At 53.1% G+C, this 18309-nt stretch carries 25 protein-coding genes; 24 read left to right on the top strand and 1 reads right to left on the bottom strand.

Annotated elements, in window-relative coordinates; genetic code table 11:
• The first annotated feature begins 52 nt into the window (after window positions 1-52).
• Both rpoC and KHS78_RS13795 read left to right on the top strand, forming a co-directional pair.
• Window positions 53-4258, top strand: coding sequence for a DNA-directed RNA polymerase subunit beta' (gene rpoC, locus KHS78_RS13800; protein WP_211829057.1), 4206 nt, complete (start codon window positions 53-55; stop codon window positions 4256-4258).
• Window positions 4259-4470: 212 nt separating this feature from the next.
• On the top strand, window positions 4471-5025 hold the full coding sequence (locus KHS78_RS13795) for a GspH/FimT family pseudopilin (protein ID WP_211829074.1): 555 nt from the start codon (window positions 4471-4473) through the stop codon (window positions 5023-5025).
• A 1-nt stretch (window position 5026) separates the two neighbouring features.
• On the opposite strand, the gene KHS78_RS13790 is transcribed toward KHS78_RS13795, so the two are convergent.
• Window positions 5027-5371, bottom strand: a complete 345-nt coding sequence (locus KHS78_RS13790; RefSeq protein ID WP_211829056.1) for a hypothetical protein — start codon at window positions 5369-5371, stop codon at window positions 5027-5029.
• A gap of 365 nt (window positions 5372-5736) precedes the next feature.
• Here KHS78_RS13790 and rpsL point away from each other — a divergent pair, with 365 nt between their 5' ends.
• The 22 genes from rpsL to rplR all read left to right on the top strand — a co-directional run bounded on the left by rpsL (window position 5737) and on the right by rplR (window position 18305).
• Complete coding sequence (gene rpsL / locus KHS78_RS13785; RefSeq protein WP_211829055.1) at window positions 5737-6111, top strand: 30S ribosomal protein S12; 375 nt, start codon at window positions 5737-5739, stop codon at window positions 6109-6111.
• Window positions 6112-6252: 141 nt separating this feature from the next.
• The gene (rpsG, locus tag KHS78_RS13780) at window positions 6253-6723 is read left to right on the top strand and encodes a 30S ribosomal protein S7 (protein WP_211829054.1); all 471 of its coding nucleotides are present in this window, start codon (window positions 6253-6255) and stop codon (window positions 6721-6723) included.
• Between the two features lie 21 nt (window positions 6724-6744).
• Window positions 6745-8859 (top strand): elongation factor G, encoded by a 2115-nt coding sequence (gene fusA, locus KHS78_RS13775; RefSeq protein WP_211829053.1) that lies wholly within the window; start codon window positions 6745-6747, stop codon window positions 8857-8859.
• Between the two features lie 33 nt (window positions 8860-8892).
• Entirely contained in the window at window positions 8893-10086 is a 1194-nt protein-coding gene (gene tuf / locus KHS78_RS13770) for an elongation factor Tu (RefSeq protein ID WP_211829052.1), read from the top strand.
• A gap of 178 nt (window positions 10087-10264) precedes the next feature.
• Window positions 10265-10588, top strand: coding sequence for a 30S ribosomal protein S10 (rpsJ, locus tag KHS78_RS13765; protein ID WP_211829051.1), 324 nt, complete (start codon window positions 10265-10267; stop codon window positions 10586-10588).
• Between the two features lie 100 nt (window positions 10589-10688).
• Window positions 10689-11360 (top strand): 50S ribosomal protein L3, encoded by a 672-nt coding sequence (gene rplC / locus KHS78_RS13760; RefSeq protein ID WP_211829050.1) that lies wholly within the window; start codon window positions 10689-10691, stop codon window positions 11358-11360.
• 13 nt (window positions 11361-11373) lie between these two features.
• Window positions 11374-11976 (top strand): 50S ribosomal protein L4, encoded by a 603-nt coding sequence (gene rplD, locus KHS78_RS13755; RefSeq protein ID WP_211829049.1) that lies wholly within the window; start codon window positions 11374-11376, stop codon window positions 11974-11976.
• A complete protein-coding gene (rplW, locus tag KHS78_RS13750) occupies window positions 11973-12269 on the top strand; it encodes a 50S ribosomal protein L23 (RefSeq protein ID WP_211829048.1) in 297 nt (98 codons plus the stop codon). The genes rplD and rplW overlap by 4 nt, the downstream gene beginning before the upstream one ends.
• Window positions 12270-12283: 14 nt before the next feature.
• Window positions 12284-13105 carry a 50S ribosomal protein L2 gene (gene rplB, locus KHS78_RS13745; RefSeq protein ID WP_211829047.1) on the top strand — a complete coding sequence of 274 codons (822 nt, stop codon included), beginning with the start codon at window positions 12284-12286 and terminating at the stop codon, window positions 13103-13105.
• 22 nt (window positions 13106-13127) lie between these two features.
• Window positions 13128-13406, top strand: a complete 279-nt coding sequence (gene rpsS, locus KHS78_RS13740; RefSeq protein ID WP_211829046.1) for a 30S ribosomal protein S19 — start codon at window positions 13128-13130, stop codon at window positions 13404-13406.
• Between the two features lie 13 nt (window positions 13407-13419).
• Complete coding sequence (rplV, locus tag KHS78_RS13735) at window positions 13420-13755, top strand: 50S ribosomal protein L22 (RefSeq protein ID WP_211829045.1); 336 nt, start codon at window positions 13420-13422, stop codon at window positions 13753-13755.
• A 4-nt stretch (window positions 13756-13759) separates the two neighbouring features.
• Window positions 13760-14458 (top strand): 30S ribosomal protein S3, encoded by a 699-nt coding sequence (rpsC, locus tag KHS78_RS13730; RefSeq protein ID WP_211829044.1) that lies wholly within the window; start codon window positions 13760-13762, stop codon window positions 14456-14458.
• 12 nt (window positions 14459-14470) lie between these two features.
• Window positions 14471-14884, top strand: a complete 414-nt coding sequence (gene rplP, locus KHS78_RS13725; RefSeq protein WP_211829043.1) for a 50S ribosomal protein L16 — start codon at window positions 14471-14473, stop codon at window positions 14882-14884.
• The gene (gene rpmC / locus KHS78_RS13720) at window positions 14884-15075 is read left to right on the top strand and encodes a 50S ribosomal protein L29 (protein WP_211829042.1); all 192 of its coding nucleotides are present in this window, start codon (window positions 14884-14886) and stop codon (window positions 15073-15075) included. The genes rplP and rpmC overlap by 1 nt, the downstream gene beginning before the upstream one ends.
• 1 nt (window position 15076) lies before the next feature.
• Window positions 15077-15340, top strand: a complete 264-nt coding sequence (gene rpsQ / locus KHS78_RS13715) for a 30S ribosomal protein S17 (RefSeq protein WP_211829041.1) — start codon at window positions 15077-15079, stop codon at window positions 15338-15340.
• Window positions 15341-15393: 53 nt separating this feature from the next.
• Window positions 15394-15762: a 50S ribosomal protein L14 gene (gene rplN, locus KHS78_RS13710; protein WP_211829040.1), complete on the top strand. Its 369-nt coding sequence runs from the start codon at window positions 15394-15396 to the stop codon at window positions 15760-15762.
• 10 nt (window positions 15763-15772) lie between these two features.
• Window positions 15773-16090: a 50S ribosomal protein L24 gene (gene rplX / locus KHS78_RS13705; protein ID WP_211829039.1), complete on the top strand. Its 318-nt coding sequence runs from the start codon at window positions 15773-15775 to the stop codon at window positions 16088-16090.
• An 11-nt stretch (window positions 16091-16101) separates the two neighbouring features.
• On the top strand, window positions 16102-16641 hold the full coding sequence (gene rplE, locus KHS78_RS13700; RefSeq protein WP_211829038.1) for a 50S ribosomal protein L5: 540 nt from the start codon (window positions 16102-16104) through the stop codon (window positions 16639-16641).
• 28 nt (window positions 16642-16669) lie between these two features.
• Complete coding sequence (gene rpsN / locus KHS78_RS13695) at window positions 16670-16975, top strand: 30S ribosomal protein S14 (protein WP_211829037.1); 306 nt, start codon at window positions 16670-16672, stop codon at window positions 16973-16975.
• Between the two features lie 26 nt (window positions 16976-17001).
• Entirely contained in the window at window positions 17002-17394 is a 393-nt protein-coding gene (gene rpsH / locus KHS78_RS13690; protein WP_211829036.1) for a 30S ribosomal protein S8, read from the top strand.
• 12 nt (window positions 17395-17406) lie between these two features.
• Entirely contained in the window at window positions 17407-17940 is a 534-nt protein-coding gene (gene rplF / locus KHS78_RS13685) for a 50S ribosomal protein L6 (protein WP_211829035.1), read from the top strand.
• Window positions 17941-17954: 14 nt separating this feature from the next.
• The gene (gene rplR / locus KHS78_RS13680) at window positions 17955-18305 is read left to right on the top strand and encodes a 50S ribosomal protein L18 (protein WP_211829034.1); all 351 of its coding nucleotides are present in this window, start codon (window positions 17955-17957) and stop codon (window positions 18303-18305) included.
• Window positions 18306-18309 lie beyond the last annotated feature (4 nt).

Genomic DNA, 18309 nt, shown 5'->3' with positions numbered 1-18309 from the left:
AGGGGTTAACAGCGGCGGGCCATTGGCCCGTCCGCTTCCGCGAGGAGAAGCGATGAAAGACTTATTGAATCTGCTAAAAACCCAGGGACAGTCGGACGAGTTTGATGCCATTCGAATTTCACTGGCCTCTCCGGAACTGGTCCGTTCCTGGTCTTACGGTGAAGTAAAAAAGCCGGAAACCATTAACTACCGTACGTTCAAACCTGAGCGTGACGGTCTTTTCTGCGCCAAGATCTTTGGCCCAGTCAAGGACTATGAGTGCCTGTGCGGTAAGTACAAGCGCCTGAAGCACCGTGGCGTTATCTGTGAGAAGTGTGGCGTTGAAGTTGCGCTGTCCAAGGTGCGTCGCGACCGTATGGGTCACATCGAACTGGCCAGCCCGGTTGCCCACATCTGGTTCCTGAAGTCACTGCCCAGCCGGATCGGTCTGTTGCTGGACATGACTCTGCGTGATATCGAACGGGTTCTGTATTTTGAATCTTACGTCGTTATTGATCCAGGTATGACCACGCTGGATCGTGGTCAGCTGCTGAACGACGAAGAATATTACGAATCGCTTGAAGAGTTTGGTGATGACTTCGACGCCCGTATGGGGGCTGAAGCGGTTCAGGCGTTGCTGAACGACATCGATCTTGAAGATGAAATCGGACAGCTGCGCGAAGAGATTCCGCAGACCAACAGCGAAACCAAGCTGAAGAAGCTGGCCAAGCGTCTGAAGCTGCTGGAAGCCTTCTACAACTCCGGTAACCGTCCGGAGTGGATGATCATGAAGGTGTTGCCGGTGCTTCCGCCGGATCTGCGTCCGCTGGTGCCGTTGGATGGTGGTCGTTTCGCAACTTCCGACCTGAACGATCTGTATCGTCGGGTGATCAACCGGAACAACCGTCTGAAGCGCCTGCTGGAGCTGAACGCGCCTGACATCATCGTCCGCAACGAAAAACGGATGCTGCAGGAGTCTGTGGATGCGCTGCTGGATAACGGTCGCCGTGGTCGTGCGATTACCGGTTCCAACAAGCGTCCCCTGAAGTCCCTGGCAGATATGATCAAGGGTAAGCAGGGTCGCTTCCGTCAGAACCTGCTGGGTAAGCGGGTTGACTACTCCGGTCGTTCTGTTATTACCGTGGGTCCGTCCCTGCGTCTGCATCAGTGTGGTCTGCCCAAGAAGATGGCGCTTGAGCTGTTCAAGCCGTTTATCTTTGGCAAGCTGGAGCACCGTGGACTGGCGACGACCATCAAGGCCGCCAAGAAGATGGTGGAGCGGGAAGAGCCGGTCGTATGGGATATCCTGGATGAGGTCATCCGTGAGCATCCGGTCCTGCTGAACCGTGCACCGACTCTGCACCGTCTGGGTATTCAGGCATTCGAGCCGGTACTGATTGAAGGCAAGGCTATCCAGCTGCACCCGTTGGTCTGTGCTGCCTACAACGCCGACTTTGACGGTGACCAGATGGCTGTTCACGTACCGCTGACGCTGGAAGCCCAGCTGGAAGCGCGTGCGTTGATGATGTCCACCAACAACATTCTGGCGCCTGCCAGTGGTGAGCCGATCATCGTTCCTTCGCAGGACGTGGTACTGGGTCTCTACTACATCACCCGTGATCGCATCAATGCGAAGGGTGAAGGCATGATGTTTGCCGATATCAAGGAAGCCCTGCGGGCTTACCGTGTCGGTGCGGCTGATCTGCATGCGAAGGTAAAGGTTCGTGTTTCCGAATCGCTCAAGAATGCACAAGGTGAGCTAGAGTCTCGTCGCTTTATCGCTGATACCACAGTCGGTCGTGTGCTGCTGTGGGACATCGTACCCGATGGCCTGCCGTTCGAACTGGTCAACCAGGCGATGAAGAAGCGCTCCATCTCTGGATTGCTGAATGCCTGCTACCGTCGTGTCGGTCTGAAAGAGACGGTTATCTTTGCTGACCAGATGATGTATCTGGGCTTCCAGTATGCGACCGTTTCCGGCGCCTCTATCGGTGTTAACGACTTTGTTATCCCTGATGAGAAAGTCAGTATTATCGATGCAGCCCACAATGAAGTGCGCGAAATTGAAAATCAGTTTGCTTCCGGTCTGGTAACCCAGGGCGAGAAGTACAACAAGGTTATCGATATCTGGTCCCGTGCCAACGAAGTGCTGGCCAAGCGGATGATGGAAAACCTCAAGACCGACAAGGTTATTGACCGTGAAGGCAAAGAGGTAGACCAGGAATCCTTTAACAGCGTCTATATGATGGCTGACTCCGGTGCCCGGGGTAGTGCGGCACAGATTCGTCAGTTGGCCGGTATGCGGGGTCTGATGGCGAAGCCGGATGGCTCAATCATCGAAACGCCGATCACTGCGAACTTCCGTGAAGGTCTGAACGTACTGCAGTACTTCATCTCGACCCACGGTGCTCGTAAGGGTCTGGCGGATACGGCATTGAAGACCGCCAACTCCGGTTACCTGACTCGTCGTCTGGTCGATGTAGCCCAGGATCTGGTAGTTACAGAGCATGATTGCGGAACCAGTCGCGGCATTCTGATGACGCCTCACATTGAAGGTGGTGACGTTGTTGAGCCGCTGGGTGAGCGTATTCTGGGCCGTGTGGTGGCGGAAGATGTCTACACGCCTGGCTCAGATGATATCGCTGTCAGTGCTGGCACCTTGATTGATGAGCAGTGGGTTCGCAAGCTGGAAGAGCTGAACGTTGATGAAGTTCTGGTTCGTTCCTCCATTTCCTGTGAAACCCGTTATGGTGTGTGCTCAAACTGCTACGGTCGTGACTTGGGTCGTGGTCACCTGGTTAACGTGGGTGAGGCTGTCGGTGTTATCGCAGCGCAGTCCATCGGTGAGCCGGGTACCCAGCTGACGATGCGGACCTTCCACATCGGTGGTGCGGCATCGCGGAACGCTGCGCAGGATAATATTACTGTCAAGAGCGAAGGTACCGTCCGTCTCCAGAACCTGAAGTTCGTTGAGCGGACAAATGGCAACCTGGTCGCGGTGAGCCGTTCCGGCCAGCTGGCAGTGGCTGATAAGTTCGGTCGTGAGCGTGAGCGTTACAAGCTGCCTTACGGTGCGGTGCTGTCTGTCAAGGATGGCGATGCCGTTGTAGCCGGTGCCATTGTTGCCAAGTGGGACCCGCATACGCACCCGATCGTGACAGAAGTTGCCGGTAAGGTGAAATTCTTCGGTATGGAAGATGGTATTACCATCAAGAAACAGACGGATGAAATTACCGGTCTATCCAATATCGAGGTTATGGATCCGAAGGATCGTCCGTCTGCCGGTAAGGATTTGCGTCCCGCAATCCAGCTGGTTGATGAGAATGGCAATGAGCTGATGATGGCAAACACCAACATCCCGGCCCAGTACTTCCTGCCGGCTAACTCGTTGCTGAGTCTGAAAGATGGCGTGAATGTGGAAGTGGGTGACATTCTTGCCCGTATTCCGCAGCAGTCCAGTGGTAACCGGGATATCACCGGTGGTCTGCCACGGGTTGCTGACCTGTTCGAAGCCCGTAAACCGAAAGAGCCTGCTATCTTGGCAGAAATTTCGGGAACCATTGGCTTTGGTAAGGAAACCAAGGGTAAGAAGCGCTTGGTGATCACCCCGACTGACGGTAGTGATCCGTACGAGGAGCTGATTCCGAAGTGGCGTCACCTGAACGTGTTCGAGGGTGAGCAGGTTACCAAGGGTGAAGTTGTTTCTGATGGTCCGACCAACCCGCACGACGTTTTAAGACTGCTGGGCGTGGGTGAGCTGGCGAAGTATATTGTCAACGAAATCCAGGACGTTTACCGCCTGCAGGGCGTCAAGATTAACGACAAGCACATTGAAACGATTCTGCGCCAGATGCTGCGTAAGGTTGAAGTCTCCGATGCCGGTGATTCTGACCTGATTCGCGGTGAGCAGATGGAGTACAATAGGGTGCTTGAGGTTAATGATACGCTCAGCGGTGAAGATAAGTTCCCGGCTAAGTTCGAGCGTGTCCTGCTGGGTATCACCAAGGCCTCTCTGGCGACTGAGTCGTTCATCTCTGCGGCTTCCTTCCAGGAAACTACACGGGTGCTGACTGAGGCGGCAGTGACTGGTAAGCGTGATTACCTGCGCGGTCTGAAAGAGAACGTGGTGGTCGGTCGACTGATTCCGGCGGGAACTGGTCTAACCTACCACAAGGATCGCAGAGAGAGGATGGAACCTGTCGAGTTTGTGACACCTACGGTTTCTGCTTCTGAAGTAGAGCAGGCGCTGTCTGAAGCCTTGAACTCGGGTGATGCCTGATAATACTGAGCAAGGGTTTGCTTAATCAGTAAGCCCTTGGTTAGTCGATTGAGATAGCGGAGCCATATGGCTCCGTTTTTTATGCATATTTTTAATTAAAAATCTGTAGATTCATGTGATGTAACATAAACAGCAGATACCTGTCAGTCTCGGCCGATCCAGTTGCTAGAGTGAATTAAATAGGCAATGGAATAGCTTTCAGGTATTCAGGGATGAGAAGGGATTTCTCGAGAAGATCTGCCGGTTTTACGATGGTGGAGCTACTGGTCAGTATGGGTATTGTGATTATACTGGTGGCGGCAGCTGGGCCTGCTATTTCTGACTGGGTGCTTAAAAATCGTGTTGATGCAGAGGTGGCTTCCTTAAGGAGTGCCTTGGCATATGCGCGTTCTGAGGCTCTCAGTCGTAATATGTGGGTAACGATAAGGGAGAATGGGGCAAGAGATACCACTGCCCCCAAATCTATGTGGAACGGTGGCTGGCAGCTGTTTACTGATCAGGATAATGATGGTTTTTTGCTGGCAACGGCTGGCGAAGAAATGCTTCGTGCGCGTGTTACAAATATTGAAGATCTATCCATTGAGTGGTCGCGAGATATCACCAGGTTATCGTATGGGCCTCGTGGTGTAACCAATGGGGGTAGCCAGAATACGATACGCTATTGTGTGGCTGATGATACTGATCATGCCTTTGCTAAAGGTATAAGCATTAATGCCATAGGCAGAACACGTATCGTGAGAGGGTCGGATGTAGGTTGTACGCCGTGAGTCATGGACCAAGGCGCCAGAGTGTAATAGGCAGTTTGTATTGCTCAATAACTGCTTCAAGACTATTCCAGTAATGCTCATCTGATGGCTTCTGCAGAATCAATACAATACCTGCGTTGCGGCCGGTTTTAAGGGCGTAGTGAAGCGATTGGCCAATGGCTTCACGCCATTTCCGGGCGAACTCCATTTCGATGGCATGTTTGCTGGTCAGACAGTCAACACGCGTCCCGTCATTCTGTTTAACTTCAGTTCGGCCGTCATAGCCTTCGCACCAGACATCCTGATACCAGGATTCATACTTTCCAACTCCTGAGGCATAAGCTGCAGGTGAGTACAGGTTTTGCATTATAAAAAACAGAAAAATCAGGTTGAAGGTGCTATAAAGGCGTAGTTTGTCCATTGTTTGTGGTAGTCAATCCGTAGTTGTCTCGGGTGAGTGGTGGCATGTTTGCGTATTTCTCGGCGTTTCCCCTGATCTGAAAGTCTGTCACATTCCTTGACGCAGGCCGCTGGCCTATTTAAAATCCGGTGCCTTTTAGTGTGCCCCGCCTTTGTCTCTTGTCAAGGCTGCCTTTGGGCGCCGGTTTCCACAAAACCTTTTGTGAAAACCAGTGTCTGGCCAGTATCTGCTGGTCAGGCTCGGGTCGCGATGCTTAATCCTCTGGGCGTCGTAACCTCTTTGTACTTAGAAACTTCGGAGAAATTGCTTAAATGGCAACCATTAACCAGTTGGTTCGCAAGCCGCGCAAGCGCAAGGTCAAAAAGACCGACGTGCCTGCTCTGCAGAGCTGCCCGCAACGCCGTGGCGTTTGCACCCGTGTTTACACCACTACCCCTAAGAAGCCTAACTCGGCCCTGCGTAAGGTGTGCCGTGTGCGCCTGACCAACGGCTTTGAGGTGACTTCCTATATCGGTGGTGAAGGTCACAATCTGCAGGAACACAGCGTTGTTCTGATCCGTGGCGGTCGTGTAAAAGACTTGCCTGGTGTTCGTTACCACACCGTCCGCGGTACGCTGGACACCCAGGGTGTTAACGATCGTAAGCAGGGCCGTTCCAAGTACGGCACCAAGAAGCCCAAGTCCTGAGGCTTTTCTGTTCAGGGGAATTAATTGCCTGAACAGTTGTCATAGTTTTATCTATTAATCAGAGTATCTGGTTGATAAGAGTAAGGTCGAGTCGAAGCCTGATCTCGAAACAACCTGAAGACCAAGTTTGAGGACTTATCAATGCCTAGAAGAAGAGTCGTAGCGAAACGCGATGTGTTGCCGGATCCGAAGTTCGGTAACAAGGTACTGACCAAATTCATTAACCACGTGATGGTCAGCGGCAAGAAATCTGTCGCCGAGCGTATCGTGTACGGTGCGTTGGAAAAGATCCAGGAGCGTACTAATAAGGACCCTCTCGAGGTGTTCGAAGCCGCTCTGGAATCTGTTGCGCCTATGGTCGAGGTTAAGTCCCGCCGTGTTGGTGGTGCTACCTATCAGGTACCCGTAGAAGTTCGTCCTGCGCGTCGTTCTGCACTGGCCATGCGCTGGCTGGTAGACGCTGCACGTAAGCGTGGTGAGAAATCCATGGACCTGCGTCTGGCAGGTGAGCTGGCTGACGCAGCGGACAATAAGGGTGCTGCGGTCAAGAAGCGTGAAGACGTGCATCGTATGGCAGAAGCTAACAAGGCGTTCTCCCACTACCGTTTCTAAGATAATACAGAGGATTGTGTCGTGGCTCGTAAAACCCCGATTAGCCGATACCGTAACATTGGTATCTGCGCCCACGTAGACGCGGGTAAGACCACTACTACTGAGCGGGTCCTGTTCTACACCGGTCTGAGCCATAAGATCGGTGAAGTACACGACGGTGCTGCTACCATGGACTGGATGGAGCAGGAGCAGGAGCGTGGTATTACCATTACTTCTGCTGCTACCACCTGTTTCTGGCGTGGTATGGATGCTCAGTTTGATGAGCATCGTGTCAACATTATTGATACGCCTGGGCACGTTGACTTCACGATCGAAGTAGAGCGTTCCCTGCGTGTTCTGGATGGTGCTGTTGTTGTTCTGTGTGGCTCCTCCGGTGTTCAGCCTCAGACTGAAACGGTATGGCGTCAGGCGAACAAGTACGAAGTACCGCGCATGGTATTCGTCAACAAGATGGACCGTACCGGTGCTGATTACGGCATGGTGGTTCGTCAGCTGCGTGAGCGCCTGGGCGCTAACGCGGTACCGATGCAGATGACTATCGGTGCAGAAGACGAATTCAAGGGCGTTGTCGATCTGGTCAAGATGAAGTCCATTCTGTGGAATGAAGAAGACCAGGGCACGAGCTTCCAGTACGGTGACATTCCTGCGGATATGGAAGATATCTGCCAGGAAATGCACGAGTTCCTGGTTGAAGCGGCTGCTGAAGCTACCGAAGAGATGATGGAAAAGTACCTGGAAGGCGGCGAGCTTTCCGAGGCGGAGATCAAGGCGGGTATCCGTGCGCGGACCCTGGCTAATGAGATCATTCCTGTATTCGGTGGTTCTGCATTCAAGAACAAGGGTGTTCAGGCCGTTCTTGACGCTGTTATCGAATATATGCCTTCTCCGTTGGAAGTTAAGGCCATTGAGGGTTCCGTCGGCGAAGACGCTGAAGGCAACCACATCATGGAACAGCGTATTGCTGATGATAAGGCTCCCTTCTCTGCGCTGGCATTCAAGATTGCTACCGATCCGTTCGTTGGTACTCTGACATTTGCCCGTGTGTACTCCGGTGTTGCTGCTTCTGGTCAGTCGGTTATTAACTCCGTCAAGATGAAGAAAGAGCGTATCGGTCGTATGGTGCAGATGCACGCCAACAACCGTGAAGAGATCAAAGAGGCCCTGGCGGGTGATATCGTTGCTCTAATCGGTATGAAGGACGTGACCACGGGTGAGACCCTGTGTGATCCAGATCATCCGATCGTTCTGGAGCGCATGGAGTTCCCTGAGCCGGTAATCTCTGTCGCTGTTGAGCCGAAATCCAAGGCTGACCAGGAGAAGATGGGTATTGCTCTGGGCAAGCTGGCTCAGGAAGATCCGTCTTTCCGCGTCAAGACTGACGAAGAGACTGGTCAGACCATCATCTCCGGCATGGGTGAGCTGCACCTTGACGTACTCGTTGATCGTATGCGTCGTGAGTTCAAGGTTGAAGCAAATATCGGTAAGCCTCAGGTGTCTTACCGTGAAAAGCTCAAGGCCAGTGTTACTGCCAACCACAAGTTTGCCAAGCAGTCTGGTGGTCGTGGTCAGTATGGTCACGTTGTTGTTGAGTTCGCCCCGGCTGATGAGGGTGAAGAGGGTCTGGTATTTGTCAACGAAATCGTTGGGGGTGCGATTCCTAAGGAATACATTCCTGCGGTTCAGAAGGGTATCGAGGAGCAGATGCAGAACGGCGTTATCGCCGGCTATCCGCTGCTTGGCCTGAAGGCGCGTCTGTATGACGGATCCTTCCACGAGGTTGACTCCAACGAGATGGCGTTTAAAATCGCCGCATCTCAGGCCCTGAAGAAGTATGCCCCTCAGGCTCAGCCTGTCCTGATGGAGCCGATGATGGCTGTTGAGGTTGTCACACCCGAAGATTACATGGGTGATGTTATGGGTGACCTGAACCGTCGTCGCGGTCTTGTACAGGGTATGGAAGACAGTACTTCCGGCAAGGTTATCCGTGCTCAGGTGCCTCTGGCTGAGATGTTCGGTTATGCCACAGATCTGCGTTCTGCTACTCAGGGTCGTGCGACATACACCATGGAATTCTCCGAGTATGCCGAAACACCTGCGAGCATCGCGGAAGCGGTGATCAAGAATAACCAAGGTTAACTGTAATTTATTGTCCAGATAAGGTAAGTCAAAATGGCAAAGGCAAAGTTTGAACGTAACAAGCCGCACGTAAACGTCGGCACTATTGGTCACGTTGACCATGGTAAAACCACTCTGACTGCAGCCCTGACTCGCGTATGTGCGGAAGTCTGGGGTGGCGAAATGAAAGCTTTCGACCAGATCGATAACGCACCTGAAGAGCGTGAGCGTGGTATCACCATCTCTACTGCTCACGTAGAATACGATTCTCCGATTCGTCACTACGCGCACGTTGACTGCCCAGGGCACGCTGACTACGTCAAGAACATGATTACCGGTGCTGCTCAGATGGACGGCGCTATCCTGGTATGTTCCGCTGCTGACGGCCCCATGCCGCAGACTCGTGAGCACATCCTGCTGTCTCGTCAGGTCGGTGTTCCTTACATCGTTGTCTTCCTGAACAAGGCTGACATGGTTGATGATGAAGAGCTGCTGGAACTGGTAGAAATGGAAGTTCGTGAGCTGCTGGACACTTACGAGTTCCCAGGTGACGACACTCCGATCATCATCGGTTCTGCCCTGATGGCTCTGAACGGCGATGACACCAACGAAATGGGTACTACTGCTGTTAAGAAGCTGGTAGAAACTCTGGACGAATACATTCCTGAGCCTGAGCGTGCGATCGATCAGCCTTTCCTGATGCCGATCGAAGACGTATTCTCCATCGCTGGCCGTGGTACCGTTGTTACCGGTCGTGTTGAGCGTGGTATCGTCAAGGTTGGTGAAGAGATCGAAATCGTCGGTATCAAGGACACCGTCAAGACCACCGTTACCGGCGTAGAAATGTTCCGCAAGCTGCTGGACGAAGGTCGTGCCGGTGAGAATGTTGGTGCACTGCTGCGTGGCACCAAGCGTGAAGACGTAGAGCGTGGTCAGGTTCTGGCGAAGCCCGGTTCCATCACTCCTCACACCCAGTTCACGTCAGAAATTTATGTTCTGTCCAAGGACGAAGGTGGTCGTCATACTCCGTTCTTCAAGGGTTACCGTCCTCAGTTCTACTTCCGTACCACTGACGTGACCGGTTCCTGTGAACTGCCGGAAGGCGTTGAAATGGTTATGCCTGGCGACAACGTTCAGATGACTGTGACTCTGATCGCTCCTATCGCCATGGAAGAAGGTCTGCGCTTCGCGATTCGTGAAGGTGGCCGTACTGTTGGCGCCGGTGTTGTTGCCAAGATCATCGCTTAATACCGATCTGATCTGATTTTGCTGCTGTAAATAAAATGGCCCCGGGCTTAGGTTCGGGGCTTTTACTGTATAAAATATTGACAGTAATATTGACGCCGCGTAGAATCCCGCTTTCTTTGCTGTCTGCCCACCAATGATGGGGCGGACTTTGTTCTTTAAATATTATTAGGTCATGAAGATGAGTCAGCAGCCTAAAGCTCAACAAATCCGAATTCGACTCAAGGCTTTTGATCATCGCCTGATCGACCAGTCCACACAGGAAATCGTGGAAACTGCCAAGCGCACTGGTGCTCAGGTTCGAGGTCCCATCCCCCTGCCTACTCGCAAGGAACGCTTCACCGTGCTGATTTCTCCGCACGTCAACAAGGATGCCCGTGACCAGTACGAAATTCGTACTCACAAGCGCATGCTGGATATCGTCGAGCCAACTGAAAAAACCGTTGATGCTCTGATGAAGCTGGATCTTGCTGCGGGCGTTGAAGTTCAAATTAGCCTCGGCTAATTGTCTGGCGAGAGCGCGTTCTGCGTGTCTCGTCGTGTGTAACGCTCTGAGATGGGCGGCCATAGCGGGTGATAGCCCCGTACACGAAATGAGGTAAATCATGTCAAATCAAGCTGACGGCAAGAAGCCGCGCCTCGGCCTGATCGGCAAGAAGTGCGGGATGACCCGTATTTTCACCGAAGATGGTGCTTCTTTGCCGGTTACTGTCGTTGAAGTTGGTCCTAACCGTATTGCCCAGGTGCGTACTGTCGATGTTGACGGTTACAGCGCTATTCAGGTTGCGGCTGGTGCCAAGAAAGCATCTCGTCTCACTAAGCCAGAAGCTGGTCACTACGCCAAGGCTGGCGTTGAAGCCGGTTCCGTGCTGGTTGAGTTCCGTACTTCTGAAGAATCCGAGCTGAAAGTCGGTGACGTTCTGCCAGTTTCCATGTTTGAAGCAGGTCAGAAGGTTGATGTTACCGGTCGCTCCAAGGGTAAGGGTTTCCAGGGTGTTGTTAAGCGCTGGAACTTCCGTACTCAGGACGCTACTCACGGTAACTCTCTGTCTCACCGTGCGCCTGGTTCCATTGGTCAGTGTCAGACTCCCGGACGTGTGTTCAAGGGTAAGAAGATGGCTGGTCATATGGGCGATGAGCGTGTGACTGTTCAGTCGCTGGAAATCGTTCGTGTCGACGAAGAGCGTAACCTTCTGCTCATCAAGGGTGCGGTGCCGGGTGCTACTGGTGCTGATGTTGTTATCAAGCCTGCTGTCAAAGCTGGCTCCGCAGCCTGAGGGGATTTGAAGTATGGATCTGAATGTAATGGGTTCAGGCGCTCTGCAGGTTTCTGATGCAACCTTCGGTGCCGAATTCAATGAATCACTGATTCATCAGGCGGTTGTGGCTTTTCTGGCTGGCGGCCGTCAGGGCACCAAGCAGCAGAAGACTCGCAGCGATGTAAGCGGCGGTGGTCGTAAGCCTTGGCGCCAAAAGGGTACTGGTCGTGCACGTGCTGGTACTATCCGTAGCCCAATCTGGCGCGGGGGTGGTGCTACTTTTGCGGCTCGTCCTCAGGATCATTCCCAGAAGCTGAACCGCAAGATGTACCGTGGTGCACTGCGTTCCATTCTGTCTGAATTGGTTCGCCAGGAGCGTCTGGTTATCGTTGAAAGCCTGAAGCTGGAAGCGCCGAAGACCAAGCAGATGGTTGCCAAGCTGAAAGAGCTGGAAACCAATAATGCACTGTTTGTATCTGAAGAAATTGATGCAAACCTGTATTTGTCTGCGCGCAACATTCCTTACGTCGATGTTCGCGACGTGCAGGGTGTGGATCCGGTCAGCCTGGTTGCTCATGACAAAGTCGTCATGACCGTGGCAGCCGTGAAGAAGTTCGAGGAGATGCTGGGATGAACCAGGAACGTCTGTTGAAGGTGCTGCTTGGGCCTCACATTTCCGAGAAGGCTTCGGTAGTCGCTGAAGAGCGTAATCAATACGTCTTCAAAGTGGCAAAAGACGCTGTAAAGCTTGAAATCAAAAAGGCTGTTGAGCAGCTGTTTGAAGTCAAGGTCAAGTCTGTCCGCACTGTAAATGTGAAGGGCAAGACCAAGCGCACCATGCGTGGTCTGGGCAAGCGTTCAGATTGGAAAAAAGCGTACGTTGCTCTGGAAGCGGGTCAGGAAATTGACTTCGCGGACGCTGAGTAAGAGGAGATCGACAGATGGCTGTTGTTAAGTGTAAACCCACTTCTCCCGGGCGCCGCTTTGTAGTCAAGGTTGTTAACCCTGACCTGCACAAGGGGAAACCCTTCGCTGCGCTGTTAGAGAAGAAAAGCAAGACCGGTGGTCGTAACAATAACGGTCGTATCACGACCCGTCACAAGGGTGGTGGTCATAAGCAACACTACCGTGTGATCGACTTCCGTCGTAACAAAGATGGTATTCCTGCGACTGTTGAGCGCCTGGAATACGATCCGAACCGTACGGCAAATATTGCCCTGCTGAAGTACCTGGACGGTGAGCGCCGCTATATTATCGCTCCCAAGGGTGTGAAGGCTGGTGACAAGCTGTTTTCCGGTGTGGATGCGCCGATCAAGGCAGGTAACACTCTGCCTCTGCGTAATATCCCTCTGGGCTCTGTCATTCACTGTGTTGAATTGAAGCCTGGCAAGGGTGCGCAGATGATGCGTTCCGCCGGTACTTCTGCTCAGCTGGTTGCCCGTGACGGTGCTTATGTGACCCTGCGTCTGCGCTCCGGCGAAATGCGTAAGGTGCTGGCTGACTGTCGTGCGACTCTCGGTGAGGTCTCCAACAGCGAGCATAGCCTGCGCTCACTGGGTAAGGCTGGTGCCAAGCGCTGGCGTGGTGTTCGTCCGACCGTTCGTGGTGTTGCCATGAACCCGGTTGATCACCCGCATGGTGGTGGTGAAGGTCGTACCTCCGGTGGTCGTCATCCGGTTACTCCGTGGGGTGTGCCCACCAAGGGTCGGAAGACTCGCTCGAACAAGCGTACTGACAAGTTCATTGTCCGTCGCCGCAAGTAATTGAGAGATAGAGGATACGACAGTGCCACGTTCACTTAAAAAAGGTCCTTTTATTGACCTGCACCTGCTGAAGAAGGTGGAGGACGCGGTAGAGTCTGGAAACAAGCGCCCGATCAAGACCTGGTCGCGCCGTTCCATGATTATTCCGCAAATGGTTGGTCTGACCCTGGCTGTTCATAATGGTCGTCAGCACGTACCCGTCTATGTGTCCGAAGAAATGGTTGGCCACAAGCTGGGTGAATTTGCCGCAACGCGTACCTATCGTGGTCACGTAGCGGACAAGAAGGCCAAGAAGCGTTAAGAAGGGATAAGAGATGAAAGAAGTAGCTGCTATGCACAAAGGCGCTCGCATTTCTGCCCAGAAAGCTCGCTTGGTCGTTGACCTTGTTCGCGGCAAAGGGGTGGCTGAAGCGCTGGACATCCTGACCTACAGCAACAAGAAAGCTGCTGTTCTGGTCAAGAAGGTTCTGGAATCCGCAATCGCCAATGCGGAACACAACGATGGCATGGATATCGACGAGCTGAAGGTATCCGGCGCCTACGTTAACGAAGGCATGACCATGAAGCGCATCAAGCCTCGGGCGAAAGGCCGTGCTGATCGCATTCTGAAGCGGACTTGCCATATCACTGTCAAGGTTGCTGAGGTGTAATCAGATGGGTCAGAAAGTACATCCAACGGGAATTCGCCTGGGCATCGTTAAGAACCACACCTCTGTGTGGTATGCCGAAGGCAGCGCTTATGCAGACAACCTGATCGCTGATCTGAAGGTGCGTGAGTACCTGCAGAAGAAGCTGAAGAACGCGTCTGTTAGCCGTATCGATATTCAGCGCCCTGCACAAAGCGCACGCGTCACTATCCACACTGCCCGTCCCGGTATCGTGATTGGCAAGAAGGGTGAAGACGTTGAGCGTCTGCGTAAGGAACTGAACAAGATGATGAATGTGCCTGTGCACATCAACATCGAAGAAGTACGCAAGCCTGAGCTGGATGCTCAGCTGGTAGCGCAAGGTATTGCCGGCCAGCTGGAGCGTCGTGTCATGTTCCGTCGCGCTATGAAGCGTGCGGTACAGAACACCATGCGTCTGGGCGCCAAGGGTATTCGTGTTCAGATTTCCGGCCGTCTTGGCGGTGCTGAAATCGCACGGACCGAGTGGTACCGCGAAGGTCGTGTGCCTCTGCACACCCTGCGTGCCGATATCGATTATGCTGCGTTTGAGGCGCACACCACTTACGGTGTGATCGGTATCAAGGTCTGGATCTTCAAGGGCGAAGTCATCGGCGGCGTCCATGAAGAGGAAAAAGAACAGAAGAAACCCGCTCGGCGTCCGCGTCGCAAGCCGGCAAAGAAGTAAGGAGTAATAACGATGCTCCAACCTAAGCGTACTAAGTTCCGCAAGATGCAGAAGGGCCGTAACCGCGGTCTGGCTCAGCGTGGCTCCAAGGTTAGCTTCGGCGAATACGCATTGAAGGCAACTGGCCGTGGCCGTATAACGGCTCGTCAGATTGAAGCAGCTCGTCGTGCGATGACTCGTCACGTTAAGCGTGCTGGTAAAATCTGGATTCGCATCTTCCCTGACAAGCCCATCAGTAAGAAGCCTCTCGAGGTTCGTATGGGTAAAGGTAAAGGCGCCGTCGAATACTGGGTATGCCAGATCCAACCTGGTCGTGTCCTGTATGAGATGGAAGGTGTATCCGAAGAGCTGGCGCGTGAGGCATTTGCCCTGGCTGCTGCTAAGCTGCCGGTTCAAACCTCCTTCGTCAAGCGGGGAATGATGTAATGAAGGCTGCAGAATTGCGTGGAAAATCTGCCGAGGAGCTCAACGCTGAGCTGCTCACCCTGCTGCGCGATCAGTTCAACTATCGCATGCAGAAGGCAACTGGTCAGCTGAAGCAGACTCATCTGCTGAAGCAGACCAAGCGGGATATTGCCCGCGTTAAAACGGTCCTGAATGAGAAGGCAGGTGAATAAGATGGCCGAAGACAAGAAAGTCCGCACTCTGACCGGTAAGGTCGTGAGTGACAAGATGGACAAGACCATCACTGTCCTCATTGAGCGCCGTGTAAAGCATCCGCTCTACGGTAAAATCGTAAAGCGGTCTACTAAGCTGCACGCGCACGATGAAAGTAACGATTGCCGTATGGGTGATGTCGTCACTATCAAGGAAACTCGTCCTCAGTCAAAGACTAAGTCTTTTGAGCTGGTTTCCATTGTTGAGCGTGCGACTCAAATCTAAGGCTATACCGGCCTTCAGGGCCGGCTTTGGGTCTGCAGTTTGAGGAGAAGGTAATGATTCAGACCGAGACAGTACTCGACGTAGCGGATAATAGCGGTGCCCGTCGTGTTCAGTGCATTAAAGTACTGGGCGGCTCCCACCGTCGTTATGCCGGAATCGGTGACATTATTAAGGTCACCGTGAAAGAAGCCATCCCACGTGGCAAGGTAAAGAAGGGCCAGGTAATGAATGCCGTGGTCGTTCGTACCAGAAAGGGCGTTCGTCGTCCCGACGGATCCCTGATCCGTTTCGACGGTAACGCAGCGGTTCTTCTGAACGCTAACCAGCAGCCGATCGGTACCCGTATCTTCGGGCCCGTGACTCGCGAGCTGCGCGGTGAGCAGTTCATGAAGATTATCTCACTTGCACCCGAAGTGCTGTAAGGAGGCTGCTGTGAAAAAAATCCGTCGTGATGATGAAGTTGTCGTAATTGCTGGCAGAGATAAAGGCAAGCGCGGCAAGGTGCTGAAAGTGGCCACTGATGGTCGTCTGATTGTTTCAGGCGTCAATATGGTCAAGAAGCACCAAAAGCCCAATCCCATGTTGGGCCAGCCTGGCGGCATCGTTGAAAAGGAAGCGGCTATTCAGGCTTCCAACGTTGCTATCTGGAACTCCGAGACCCAGAAGGCTGACCGTGTCGGCTTCTCCTTCTCTGAAGAAGGTAAGAAGCAGCGCGTGTTCAAGTCTAATGGCAATCCGGTTGATGCGTGAGGTCAGGTAAGATGGCTGAACTTCGAAAAGTTTACCGAGAAAAGATCGTACCTGAGCTGCAAAAAGAGCTGGGTTTGAACAACGTGAGCGAGGTGCCGCGCCTCACTAAGATCACCCTGAATATGGGTGTGGGTGAAGCGGTCGGTGACAAGAAAATCATCGAGCACGCTCTGGCGGATATGGAAAAGATCGCTGGCCAGAAGCCCGTTGTGACTCGTGCCCGCAATTCCGTTGCCGGTTTCAAGATTCGTGAAGGCTGGCCAATCGGCGTCAAGGTAACTCTGCGTAGCGATCGCATGTATGAGTTCCTGCAGCGTCTGGTTGACATTGCTCTTCCTCGTGTCCGCGACTTCCGTGGCGTGAATGGCAAGTCTTTTGACGGTCGCGGTAACTACAGCATGGGTGTGAAAGAGCAGATTATCTTCCCGGAAATCGATTACGACAAAATCGATACTCTCCGTGGTATGGATATCACTTTCACAACTACTGCCAAGACTGACGAGGAAGGACGTGCGCTGCTTAAAGCGTTCAACTTCCCGTTCCGCGGCTAGTTAATAAAGACGAGAGGAAGCTACGCTTATGGCTAAAACATCCATGAAGCAGCGCGAACTGAAGCGTCAGCAGACAGTCGCGAAATATGCTAAAAAGCGCGCCGAGCTCAAGGCTGCTGCTGTCAACGTGAATCTGAGTGAAGAGGAGCGTTGGGAAGCACAGGTTGCTCTGCAGAAACTGCCACGTGACGCAAGTCCTGCGCGTCTGCGCAACCGTTGCCGTCAGACCGGTCGTCCTCACGCTTTCCTGCGTAAGTTTGGCCTGAGTCGCATCAAGCTGCGTGAAGCAGCCATGCGTGGTGATGTTCCTGGCCTGACTAAGGCCAGCTGGTAAGCGCGCTGATCTAGGAGAGTGCAAGAATGAGTATGCAGGACCCGTTAGCTGACATGCTAACTCGAATCCGTAATGCCCAAATGGCAGAACATGCGTCTGTCAGCATGCCAGCTTCCAAAATTAAAGCTGCCGTTGCAAAAGTACTGAAGGACGAAGGTTTCATCGAAGACTTCAAAGTCGAAGGTGAAGCCAAGTCTCAGCTCAACATTGATCTGAAGTACTTCGAAGGCAAGCCTGTAATCGAAGAGCTCAAGCGTGTAAGTCGTCCTGGTCTGCGTAATTACGCGGCCACCGGCGCGCTGCCGAAAGTTAACGGCGGCCTGGGTATCGCTATCGTATCCACTAACAAGGGCGTGATGACTGATCGCGCCGCCCGTGCTGCGGGTGTTGGTGGTGAAGTGCTCTGCACCGTATTCTAAGGGAGGGCTGATATGTCTCGTGTAGCAAAGAGCCCAGTTGAAATCCCTGCTGGTGTAGAAGTTAAGCTGGCTGGTCAGCATATCGCTATCAAAGGTGGTATGGGTCAGTTGGATCTGGATATCCATATGGCTGTCGAAGTTAAGCAGGAAGAAAATGTCCTGATCTTCGAGGCCCGTGACGGCAGCAAGCTGTCCCGTGCCATGTCCGGTACCACCCGGGCTCTGGTGAATAATATGGTAGCTGGTGTCAGCGCAGGCTTTACTAAGAGCCTGAAGCTGGTAGGTGTTGGTTATCGTGCGCAGCTTCAGGGTAAGACTCTGAATCTGTCCCTCGGTTTCTCTCACCCGGTTGTCTATGCTCTGCCGGAAGGTGTCACTGCTGAAACGCCCAGCCAGACTGATATCGTTATCAAGGGTATCGACAAGCAACTGGTTGGTCAGGTGGCCGCTGAAATTCGCGACTTCAGACGTCCTGAGCCCTACAAGGGTAAGGGTGTTCGTTATACTGACGAACGTGTCCGTCGCAAAGAGGCCAAGAAAAAGTAAGGTAGGGTGACATCATGAGCGACAAGAAAATTGCCCGTCTGCGCCGCGCTCGCCGCGCGCGGATGAAGATGCGGGAGCTCAGGGTTAATCGCCTGACTGTGACCCGTACTCCTCGCCACATCTATGCCCAGGTGATTGCACCTAATGGCGAGCAGGTGATGGCAGCGGCTTCCACTGTAGAGAAAGAGCTGCGTGGTGAAGCGACTGGTAATATCGAAGCTGCGAAGAAAGTCGGTGCACTCATCGCTGAGCGCGCCAAAGCGGCCGGTATCTCCAAAGTGGCTTTTGACCGCTCCGGCTTCAAGTATCACGGTCGTGTCAAGGCTCTTGCCGACGCAGCCCGTGAAAGCGGACTGGAATTCTAAAGGG

It is taken from the genome of Kistimonas asteriae (assembly GCF_018263925.1).
Lineage (GTDB): Bacteria > Pseudomonadota > Gammaproteobacteria > Pseudomonadales > Endozoicomonadaceae > Kistimonas > Kistimonas asteriae.
Note: the sequence above shows the minus strand (reverse complement) of the source record. Positions and strands in the feature narration are given on the sequence as shown.

Excerpts from the sequence above, each read along its gene's own strand:
- KHS78_RS13795 (WP_211829074.1), top strand. The coding sequence starts at position 4,471 with ATGAGAAGGGATTTCTCGAGAAGATCTGCCGGTTTTACGATGGTGGAG.
- rpsL (WP_211829055.1), top strand. The coding sequence starts at position 5,737 with ATGGCAACCATTAACCAGTTGGTTCGCAAGCCGCGCAAGCGCAAGGTC.
- rpsQ (WP_211829041.1), top strand. The coding sequence starts at position 15,077 with ATGGCCGAAGACAAGAAAGTCCGCACTCTGACCGGTAAGGTCGTGAGT.
- rplC (WP_211829050.1), top strand. The coding sequence starts at position 10,689 with ATGTCAAATCAAGCTGACGGCAAGAAGCCGCGCCTCGGCCTGATCGGC.
- rplP (WP_211829043.1), top strand. The coding sequence starts at position 14,471 with ATGCTCCAACCTAAGCGTACTAAGTTCCGCAAGATGCAGAAGGGCCGT.
- rpsN (WP_211829037.1), top strand. The coding sequence starts at position 16,670 with ATGGCTAAAACATCCATGAAGCAGCGCGAACTGAAGCGTCAGCAGACA.
- rplD (WP_211829049.1), top strand. The coding sequence starts at position 11,374 with ATGGATCTGAATGTAATGGGTTCAGGCGCTCTGCAGGTTTCTGATGCA.
- tuf (WP_211829052.1), top strand. The coding sequence starts at position 8,893 with ATGGCAAAGGCAAAGTTTGAACGTAACAAGCCGCACGTAAACGTCGGC.
- rpmC (WP_211829042.1), top strand. The coding sequence starts at position 14,884 with ATGAAGGCTGCAGAATTGCGTGGAAAATCTGCCGAGGAGCTCAACGCT.
- rpsH (WP_211829036.1), top strand. The coding sequence starts at position 17,002 with ATGAGTATGCAGGACCCGTTAGCTGACATGCTAACTCGAATCCGTAAT.
- KHS78_RS13790 (WP_211829056.1), bottom strand. The coding sequence starts at position 5,371 with ATGCAAAACCTGTACTCACCTGCAGCTTATGCCTCAGGAGTTGGAAAG.
- rpsJ (WP_211829051.1), top strand. The coding sequence starts at position 10,265 with ATGAGTCAGCAGCCTAAAGCTCAACAAATCCGAATTCGACTCAAGGCT.
- rplV (WP_211829045.1), top strand. The coding sequence starts at position 13,420 with ATGAAAGAAGTAGCTGCTATGCACAAAGGCGCTCGCATTTCTGCCCAG.
- rplN (WP_211829040.1), top strand. The coding sequence starts at position 15,394 with ATGATTCAGACCGAGACAGTACTCGACGTAGCGGATAATAGCGGTGCC.
- rplR (WP_211829034.1), top strand. The coding sequence starts at position 17,955 with ATGAGCGACAAGAAAATTGCCCGTCTGCGCCGCGCTCGCCGCGCGCGG.
- rpoC (WP_211829057.1), top strand. The coding sequence starts at position 53 with ATGAAAGACTTATTGAATCTGCTAAAAACCCAGGGACAGTCGGACGAG.
- rpsC (WP_211829044.1), top strand. The coding sequence starts at position 13,760 with ATGGGTCAGAAAGTACATCCAACGGGAATTCGCCTGGGCATCGTTAAG.
- rplF (WP_211829035.1), top strand. The coding sequence starts at position 17,407 with ATGTCTCGTGTAGCAAAGAGCCCAGTTGAAATCCCTGCTGGTGTAGAA.
- rplW (WP_211829048.1), top strand. The coding sequence starts at position 11,973 with ATGAACCAGGAACGTCTGTTGAAGGTGCTGCTTGGGCCTCACATTTCC.
- rplB (WP_211829047.1), top strand. The coding sequence starts at position 12,284 with ATGGCTGTTGTTAAGTGTAAACCCACTTCTCCCGGGCGCCGCTTTGTA.
- rplE (WP_211829038.1), top strand. The coding sequence starts at position 16,102 with ATGGCTGAACTTCGAAAAGTTTACCGAGAAAAGATCGTACCTGAGCTG.
- rpsG (WP_211829054.1), top strand. The coding sequence starts at position 6,253 with ATGCCTAGAAGAAGAGTCGTAGCGAAACGCGATGTGTTGCCGGATCCG.